Below are 7984 nucleotides of genomic sequence, written 5' to 3'. Positions count from 1 at the left end.
CACACCGAGCATTAGCGAGGTGCCGAGTGGTGGGGCAAGAGCGTTTTGCTTACTTTTGCGCTTTTCAAAAGTGAGCCGCTGTAAGAGCGGAACCATAAGTGGCCGTTACCGCAGCAACGGATATGTACACCGCCCAAAAACCAGCCTACCGCAAGGGCCCCAAAACCTGCCGATACCGCTCCACCCCCTGGCCCGTCTCCCGCACCAGAACCACCTCAAGCCCCTGCGGATCCTCCCGCTGATTCCCGCTCAACTGCCGCCACCCCTTATCCCAAACCCTGACCTGCAAATCCCTGACCTGCCCAAGCACCGCCACCGCATCCCGGGGCGCAGGCAGCGGATACCGATCCCGCGCCGGAGCCGCCGCCCGGTACAGCGTGTCGCCCTTGAGCCACCACCGCACCCGCTGCAACCCATCCCCAGGAATCGGCGCACTTCGGATCACCTCCAGCCGAAACCCCTTGCTGTCCGAACTCCTCACCGACACCGCCGCCAACCCCCCAGGCTTCGGCGCCTCATCACTCACAGGCGGCCCCAACTCAACCCCCGCGCGCAAACTCACATCCAGCTGCAGCTGATTCAGCGCCCGCAACAACACCTCGGTCTGCTCACTGCTGGCCTGCAAATGCTGATCCGCCCGGGTCACACTGTCCAACCCGCGCCAGGCAATCACACTGACCACCGCCATCAACATGATCGCCACCATCACCTCGATCAGCGTAAAACCCTTCTGGTCACTCATGGCTCACCACCCGCAACAACCCCGCCGCATCCCGTTGCACGCTCAAGCTGTGCTGCCCATCCGACAGCACCACCCGCACCGGCGGGTTCACCCATTCAGCATCCAGCACCAGGATTTTCCCGGGCTCGACGCGCACCTGCATCGGCGTGTTGTCCCAGGCCCGTGGACGCAGTTGCTGATCCCCGCTGAAGTTCTCCAACCCCAACCCATCATCCGTAACGCGGCTGAAGCGAAACCCCTTGGCATCCGCCCGCCAGGTGATCGCTCGGCCATCCGCGCGGGCCTCGGCCTGGGCCACCTGCAACAGCTGGCTCAAGCGCTCGGCATCCTTGCGCAGCAGGTGCAGCGGATCAGGCTTGATGCTCAGGCTGATGGCCGCACTGGCGATGCCGATGATCACCAGCACCACCATCAACTCGATCAACGTGAAGCCCTGCTGTTTCATTTTTTGCTCCCTGACGGACCACTGAAATAAAAAGGTGTGAATTGCCCTGTAGCCTGAGGCAACGGACAAACAGGAGGTCCCGCCCATGGCATTCATCCATCGTTTTTCACCCGCCCACGGCGTGCAGGCTGTGGCGTTGCTGGCAGCGCTGGCCGGGGTGGCGACCTGGACGCCGCTGCTGCTCACCTCGGCCGAGTCCCACACCCCGCAGGCCGCGCCCCAGGCCTTGGCCGCCCGCAGTGACAACCCGGCGCTGCAGTGGTTTTCCAATACCCCGGCGGTCATGCAGATCAAGGTTTCCGGTGTGCTTGCCGGGGCCCGTGGTGCGGTGGCGATCCTCAGCCTCAACGACGGCCCGCCCCGCAGCTTTTTGTTGGGTGAACGCCTAAGCCCCGGGGTGCGTCTGACGGCCATTGAAGGCGATAGCGTGGAGATTGAGCGCGGTGCGGAAAAAATCCGCGTGCCCCTCGACAAGTTGCCCGACGCTCCGGCCTTGCCAAGCCTCACTCGGCAGTAACCGCGCGCGGTAGCGGCGGGCGCCCCAGTACGGTCTCCAGGCGTGCCAGGGGCGGCGCTTCACGGGTCGCGTCCAGCACCATCACGCTGACCTGGAACAGGCGCCCATCCGGCCCGTTGCTGATGGTCTGTTCGCAACGCAGTTTCAGCCGACCCTGGTCGCAGTCGAACGTCTTGCGCCCCGGGCTCACCCGACCTTCCAGACGCAGTTCCGCCAGGCGACTCTGGGCCGCCAGCAACGCCATCGACTTGTCCCGCAGCAGGCCATTGCTGGTGGTCATCAGGCCGGCCACGCGCGCGGCGGCGGCCATGGCCACGGCGATGATCGCCAGGGCCACCAACACTTCAATCAGGGTGAAACCGTGCTCGTTGCGGGGGCCGCCCATGGCGTACTCAAAACCGGGAAACAAGCCCGCAGACTAGCCCCGGGAGTTGACCGATTGGCGACCAAAGCTCCCGAGGATTTTCAACACGACTGACATGTGTTCTTGCAACACTGCGCCACGAAATGCACTCAAGCCAAGGAATGTCGAGATGGATATCGCACACTTCACGTCCCCGCGCCGGCAGCGCGGTTTCACCCTGATCGAGATCATGGTGGTCGTGGTGATTCTGGGGATTCTGGCGGCGCTGGTAGTGCCAAAAGTACTCGACCGCCCGGACCAGGCACGGGCCACGGCGGCCAAGCAGGACATTGGCGGGCTGATGCAGGCCCTGAAACTCTACCGCCTCGACCATGGCACTTATCCCAGCATGAACCAGGGTCTGAAGGTGTTGGTGGAGCGTCCGGCAGATGCAAAAAACAGCAACTGGCGCGCCTACCTCGAACGCCTGCCCAATGACCCGTGGGGCAACCCGTATCACTACCTCAACCCGGGGGCCAACGGCGAGGTGGATGTGTTCTCTCTCGGCGCCGACGGGAAACCAGACGGCGACGGCGTGAACGCCGACATCGGCTCCTGGCAGTTGTAAGGCCGGCGATGAACAGCCATTCGCCCCCAGCGGCGAAGCAGCGCGGCATGGCGATTATCAGCGCCTTGCTGATCGCGGCCGTGGTCGCAGTGATTGCCGGCGCCATGCTCACCCGGCAAACCGTATTCACCCGCAGCCTGGAAGCCGAGCAACTGCGCATCCAGGGCCAGTGGCTGCTGAGTGGCGGCCTGGAGACCAGTCGCCAACGCCTATGGGACGCGCGCCGCCAGGACGTATTGACCCGGCTCGATCAACCGTGGGCACGGCCCATTGGCGGTGCGTTCGAGGGGCGGATTGAAGACGAGCAGGGCAAGTTCAACCTGCGCAACCTGGTGACCCAACAACAGCCAGACGCCGTGCAATTGCAGAGCTTCGAACGCCTGTGCCAATTGATCGGTATCGACCTTGCCGTGAGCCGCCGCATCAGCCGGCGAGTGATCGACTCCTATGACCAGCGCGTAGGCACAGCCTCATTCACGGGCGGCTTCAACAGCAGCCGCGACACCTCGCCCGGTGCGGCAGCACAAGTGACTCCGGCCAGGTACCCGATGTTGCGCAGCCTCGCCGACCTCAGCGCAATCGAAGGCCTCGACCCGCGCCAGCTGCGGCGCATGGCGAGCTACGTCAGCGTGCTGCCCGGCAATACCTGGGTCAACGGCAATACCGCCAGCGCCGAGGTGCTCAGTGCCGTGGTGCCGGGGCTCAGCCTGTCGCACGCCAAGGCGCTGGTGGCCGAGCGTGATGGCGGGCGCTGGTTCGTCAATCGTGGGGATTTCGTCAACCGCTTGCGCATGCCCCAGGTGGCGGTGGACACGGTGCAGGTAGGCATCACCAGCGAGTGGTTCCGCGTGCAGGGCCAGGCCCGCCGCGAGCAGCGTCGGGTCACCCTGGAGGCGTTGCTGTATCGCCCTGAAGACCGTCAGCCCCAGGTGATCTGGTCGCGGGTGGGCGTATGAAGCGTTTGCGCATTGCGTTGCCGCCGCTGGATGAACTGAACACCGAGAGTCCGGTGCAGTTCGCCTGGCTGGACCGCGCCGGGCAGGTCAGCCAGCAAGGGCAGGGTAGCCTCGCGCAATGGGCCAACACCCAGGTGGAGTTTTTCCTGCATCCGCGTGACAGCCTGTTGACCAGCCTTGAACTGCCGCAACTGCCTTCCGCCAGGGTCGACGACGCGGTGACCTGTGCGGCCCAGGCCCTGATCCTTGGCCCGGTGGAATTGATGCATGTGGCCCACGGCCCACGGGAAAGCACTGGCCTGGTGCAGGTCGGCTGGTTGCCCAAAAGCGGCCTTGAACAGCTGGCCCGGATAGCGGCCCAGTTGAAGATCAAAGTGCGCGGCCTGTACCCGGCGCCCTACGCGCTGCCCGTCGGCGGGCAACCGAGCGCCGCCTTCAGCGATGGTTATTTGCTGCTGCGTCATGGCGTGCAGTTGGGCGCAGTGCATCCTCTGGGACAGCAGGCGCTGGATGATCTGCTCGCCACCGGCGTCGAGGTGCAGAACGTGACCGGCGATGCCCGTTGGAGCGGTGCATTGCCGGGCTGGGGCTTGCATGGTCGGCTGCAACAAGCGGCCAGCGGCGGCTGGGGCAGGGCACTGGCCTGTACGGCGCTGGCGGTCGCCATCTGGACCCTGGGCCTGAACCTCTACGCCGCCCGCCAGGTCGACGAAGGCCAACGCCTCAAGGCGCAGATGAGCCAACAGGTGCGCCAGGCTTTCCCCGAACTGCCGGTGATTCTCAACCCGCTGCAACAAGCCCGCCAGCAATTGGCCGCCCGCCAGAGTGGCGCGGCGGCCGAGCCTGGCCAGCGCTTTACCGGCTTGCTGGCACTGGCCGGCAGCAGCCTGCCGTCCCTGGCGGGCAGCGTCGACAGCCTGACCTACGAACAAGGCCACCTGCAGCTGAGCCTGCTGCCCGACGCCCGCAGCCCGGCCCTGGCCGCTGACGGGCAGGCGCTGCTGGCCCAGGCCGGTTTCAGCGCCAACCGCGACGACCAGGGCTGGACCCTGGGCCCGCTCACCGGCCAGGTTGAAGCTGAGGCGGACGATGAGGCCGAAGATGAATAAGCGCTTGCAGCTCCTGCGCAGCCAGGCCCAGGTGTTCTGGAACGGCCTGGCCGTGCGCGAAAAACGTCTGCTGGTGGGCGCCGGCCTGGTGCTGGCCGGCCTGCTGATCTGGTTGCTGTTGATTCAGCCACCGCTGAAGAAGATCGATTACTGGCAGGCCGAAACCCCGAAACTGCGCAGCCAGGCCGAGGCGCTGCAGGTGCTGTTGCAGGGCGTCGCCACCGCCCCGCGCAGCGGTGATCTGGAAACCGCCTTGCACCAGTCCCTCGACCGCGCCGGGCTGCAGGGCCGCTATCAATTGCAGGCGCAGGAAGCCGGCGGCTGGCGCCTGACCTTTGCGCACGCCCCGGCAGATGCCGTGGTCGACTGGCTGCTGGCCAACCCCCGGCCATTTTCCCTGGAAGTCTCTGAGGCCCGCTTGCAACGCGCAGGTGATGCCACCCCTTCAAACTCGGCCGGCACCTTGTCCGGGACCGTTCGCATGGATCAGGCGCCTGGCGCTAAGGAAGCTTCATGAAGTGGTCATTGCCCAATGCTGCGCCTTTTCGCAAGGTCGCCCCTTTGCTCCTGTTGGCGCTGGGCGCGTGCAGCAACCCCCAACCCTCCAAACCGCTGCTGGTGGACAGCGAACTCGGCCAGCCCCTGGCCGACACTCGGCGCAGCGGCGAAACCACCCTGGACCGCCAGCGTGAACCGCTGCCGCCGCCCCGTGTGCAGCACCCGGTGACCAACAGCGCCCGCAGCCACGCCAGCGCACCGGCCAAGGCGCGCAACCCGTTGGGTGACCAACCGGTGCAACTGAACTTCGTCGACGCCGATATCCAGGCGGTGGTGCGCGCCTTGTCCCGTGCCACCGGCCAGCAATTTCTGGTGGACCCACGGGTGAAGGGCAACCTGACCCTGGTCAGCGAAGGCCAGGTGCCGGCGCACCAGGCCTACGACATGCTGCTGGCGGCGCTGCGCATGCAAGGCTTCAGCGTGGTTGACGTGGGCGGCGTGGCCCAGGTGGTGCCGGAGGCGGACGCCAAACTGCTGGGCGGGCCGATCTACAGTGGCGCCAACCCGGGCGGGCAGGGCATGCAGACTCGCACCTTCCGCCTGCAATACGAAAACGCGGTGAACCTGATCCCGGTGCTGCGTCCCATCGTGTCGCCCAACAATCCGATCAACGCCTACCCGGGAAACAACAGCATCGTCATTACCGACTACGCGGAAAACCTGGCGCGTGTGGCACAGATCATCGACGGCATCGACACCCCGAGCGCCATCGACACCGACGTGGTGAAGGTGCAGAACGGCATCGCCGTGGACATCGCCGCCATGGTCTCGGAACTCCTGGAAACCCAGGGCGCCGACCAGACCCAGAAGATCAACGTGATCGGTGACCCGCGCTCCAACTCCATCATCATCCGCGCCGGCAGCCCGGAGCGCACCGAGCTGGCGCGCAACCTGATCTACAAGCTGGACAATGCCCAGAGCAACCCGAGCAACATGCACGTGGTGTACCTGCGCAACGCCCAGGCGGCCAAGCTGGCGCAGTCGTTGCGGGGCTTGCTGACGGGGGAAAGCGACACCGGTGCCAGTGACAATGCGAGGGGCAAGTTGAGTGCCATGGGCGGCAACACCCAGAGCGGTCAGGGCAACACCCAGAACAGCAGCGGCACGCCCACCGGCAGCGGCACCGCCCTGCCCAGCGGTTACGGCCAGGACCCGACTACTGCTGGCGCATCGACCTCCAGCGACCAGAACACCGCATTCAGCGCCGGTGGCGTGACGATCCAGGCGGACGCCACCACCAACACCTTGCTGATCTCGGCGCCGGACCCGCTGTATCGCAACCTGCGGGAGGTGATCGACATGCTCGACCAGCGTCGCGCCCAGGTGGTGATCGAGAGCCTGATCGTCGAAGTGGGCGAAGACGATGCCAGCGAATTCGGGGTGCAGTGGCAGGCGGGGAACCTGGGCGGGAAGGGTGGCTTTGGCGTGGTCAACCTGGGGGGCAGCGGGTTGAATGCAGCGCCTGCCAGCAAGACCAGCATTGATGTGTTGCCCAAGGGTTTGAACATCGGGCTGGTGGACGGCACGGTGGATATTCCGGGGATCGGCAAGGTGCTGGACCTCAAGGTGCTGGCCCGGGCGCTGAAGAGCAAGGGCGGGACCAATGTGTTGTCGACGCCGAACCTGCTGACCCTGGATAACGAGGCGGCGAGTATTTTTGTGGGGCAGACGATTCCGTTTGTCACCGGCAGTTATGTGACGGGTGGCGGGGGCACCAGTAATAACCCGTTCCAGACGGTACAGCGCGAGGAGGTGGGGTTGAAGCTGAACGTGCGGCCGCAGATTTCCGAGGGTGGGACGGTGAAGCTGGATATTTACCAGGAGGTCAGCAGCGTCGACACGCGGGCTTCGGTGGACGCGGGGACGGTGACGAACAAGCGGGCGATTGATACGAGTATTTTGCTGGATGACGGGCAGATCATGGTGCTTGGCGGGTTGTTGCAGGATGGCTATAGCCAGAGCAATGACGCGGTGCCTTGGTTGGCGGATATCCCGGGGTTGGGGGCGTTGTTCAGGAATGAAAAGCGCAGTGTGACGAAGACGAATCTGATGGTGTTTTTGCGGCCCTACATTATTCGTGACAGTGGGGCGGGGCGCAGTATTACGTTGAATCGCTATGAGTTTATGCGCAGGGCCCAGGGTGGGTTGCAGCCGGAGCATAGTTGGGCGATGCCGGATGTGCAGGCGCCGCAGTTGCCTTCGGTGGATAAGGCGATTCCTGATTTGGGGCCTCGGGCGGTGATTCGCGTGGTGCCGCGGTGATGCTTTTTGGGGGCCGGGATGGTGTACATATCCGTTTCTTCGGTAACGGCTACTTAGGGTTCCGCTCTTACAGCGGGTCACTTTTGGCAAACGCCCCAAAAGTAACCAAAAGGTCTTTGCCCCACCACTCGGTGCCTCGCCTAGGCTCGGCATGCCCGCAATCAGACCCGTCTCCGCGGGCCGCCGCGACGGGCCATCCATGGCCCGGCGCGGCTAAATCGGCATCCCTGCCGATTTACCCGCTCCACCGTGCCTGCTTGCGGCCATCGTGGTTAACGGGGCCCGCAGATCAAAAGCAAGATCAAGAGCACGGCGGCCTGAAAGCCGACCTGAGTGTGGTGAAGCAAAGGCAAAAGCCGCTTTTCTGTAGGAGCTGGCTTGCCGGCGATGCAGGCGACTCGGTGCATCAGGTACACCCAGTTGA

The 7984-nt window shown here is 64.9% G+C and carries 9 protein-coding genes; 6 read left to right on the top strand and 3 right to left on the bottom strand.

Annotated elements, in window-relative coordinates:
* Nucleotides 1–145 precede the first annotated feature (145 nt).
* Together M2400_RS31220 and gspH are read right to left on the bottom strand one after the other, a co-directional pair.
* A complete protein-coding gene (locus tag M2400_RS31220; RefSeq protein ID WP_259201101.1) occupies nt 146–742 on the bottom strand; it encodes a type II secretion system protein GspJ in 597 nt (198 codons plus the stop codon).
* Nucleotides 735–1187: a type II secretion system minor pseudopilin GspH gene (gspH, locus tag M2400_RS31215; RefSeq protein ID WP_259201103.1), complete on the bottom strand. Its 453-nt coding sequence runs from the start codon at nt 1185–1187 to the stop codon at nt 735–737. The genes M2400_RS31220 and gspH overlap by 8 nt, the downstream gene beginning before the upstream one ends.
* Nucleotides 1188–1272: 85 nt before the next feature.
* Between gspH and M2400_RS31210 the strand changes: the two genes are divergently transcribed.
* The gene (locus tag M2400_RS31210) at nt 1273–1704 is read left to right on the top strand and encodes a type II secretion system protein N (RefSeq protein WP_259201104.1); all 432 of its coding nucleotides are present in this window, start codon (nt 1273–1275) and stop codon (nt 1702–1704) included.
* On the opposite strand, the gene gspI is transcribed toward M2400_RS31210, so the two are convergent.
* Nucleotides 1691–2089, bottom strand: coding sequence for a type II secretion system minor pseudopilin GspI (gene gspI / locus M2400_RS31205; protein ID WP_259201105.1), 399 nt, complete (start codon nt 2087–2089; stop codon nt 1691–1693). The two genes, M2400_RS31210 and gspI, sit on opposite strands and share 14 nt — an antisense overlap.
* 148 nt (nt 2090–2237) lie before the next feature.
* Between gspI and gspG the strand changes: the two genes are divergently transcribed.
* From gspG to gspD, 5 genes are read left to right on the top strand one after another with little or no spacing between them, the layout of a single operon-like run.
* Nucleotides 2238–2675, top strand: coding sequence for a type II secretion system major pseudopilin GspG (gene gspG / locus M2400_RS31200; RefSeq protein ID WP_177048936.1), 438 nt, complete (start codon nt 2238–2240; stop codon nt 2673–2675).
* A gap of 8 nt (nt 2676–2683) precedes the next feature.
* Nucleotides 2684–3631 carry a type II secretion system minor pseudopilin GspK gene (gene gspK / locus M2400_RS31195; protein WP_177134777.1) on the top strand — a complete coding sequence of 316 codons (948 nt, stop codon included), beginning with the start codon at nt 2684–2686 and terminating at the stop codon, nt 3629–3631.
* Nucleotides 3628–4740 carry a type II secretion system protein GspL gene (gene gspL / locus M2400_RS31190; RefSeq protein ID WP_259201106.1) on the top strand — a complete coding sequence of 371 codons (1113 nt, stop codon included), beginning with the start codon at nt 3628–3630 and terminating at the stop codon, nt 4738–4740. The genes gspK and gspL overlap by 4 nt, the downstream gene beginning before the upstream one ends.
* Complete coding sequence (locus tag M2400_RS31185; protein ID WP_259201107.1) at nt 4733–5257, top strand: type II secretion system protein M; 525 nt, start codon at nt 4733–4735, stop codon at nt 5255–5257. The genes gspL and M2400_RS31185 overlap by 8 nt, the downstream gene beginning before the upstream one ends.
* Entirely contained in the window at nt 5254–7560 is a 2307-nt protein-coding gene (gene gspD / locus M2400_RS31180; RefSeq protein ID WP_259201109.1) for a type II secretion system secretin GspD, read from the top strand. The genes M2400_RS31185 and gspD overlap by 4 nt, the downstream gene beginning before the upstream one ends.
* Nucleotides 7561–7984 lie beyond the last annotated feature (424 nt).

The organism is Pseudomonas sp. BIGb0558 (assembly GCF_024807515.1).
In the GTDB taxonomy this organism is placed as follows: domain Bacteria; phylum Pseudomonadota; class Gammaproteobacteria; order Pseudomonadales; family Pseudomonadaceae; genus Aquipseudomonas; species Aquipseudomonas yamanorum_A.
Note: the sequence above shows the minus strand (reverse complement) of the source record. Positions and strands in the feature narration are given on the sequence as shown.

Bases quoted from the DNA above. Each gene is read 5' to 3' on its own strand.
- M2400_RS31210 (WP_259201104.1), top strand. From the start codon at position 1,273: ATGGCATTCATCCATCGTTTTTCACCCGCCCACGGCGTGCAGGCTGTG.
- gspD (WP_259201109.1), top strand. From the start codon at position 5,254: ATGAAGTGGTCATTGCCCAATGCTGCGCCTTTTCGCAAGGTCGCCCCT.
- gspL (WP_259201106.1), top strand. From the start codon at position 3,628: ATGAAGCGTTTGCGCATTGCGTTGCCGCCGCTGGATGAACTGAACACC.
- gspG (WP_177048936.1), top strand. From the start codon at position 2,238: ATGGATATCGCACACTTCACGTCCCCGCGCCGGCAGCGCGGTTTCACC.
- gspK (WP_177134777.1), top strand. From the start codon at position 2,684: ATGAACAGCCATTCGCCCCCAGCGGCGAAGCAGCGCGGCATGGCGATT.
- M2400_RS31185 (WP_259201107.1), top strand. From the start codon at position 4,733: ATGAATAAGCGCTTGCAGCTCCTGCGCAGCCAGGCCCAGGTGTTCTGG.
- gspI (WP_259201105.1), bottom strand. From the start codon at position 2,089: ATGGGCGGCCCCCGCAACGAGCACGGTTTCACCCTGATTGAAGTGTTG.
- M2400_RS31220 (WP_259201101.1), bottom strand. From the start codon at position 742: ATGAGTGACCAGAAGGGTTTTACGCTGATCGAGGTGATGGTGGCGATC.
- gspH (WP_259201103.1), bottom strand. From the start codon at position 1,187: ATGAAACAGCAGGGCTTCACGTTGATCGAGTTGATGGTGGTGCTGGTG.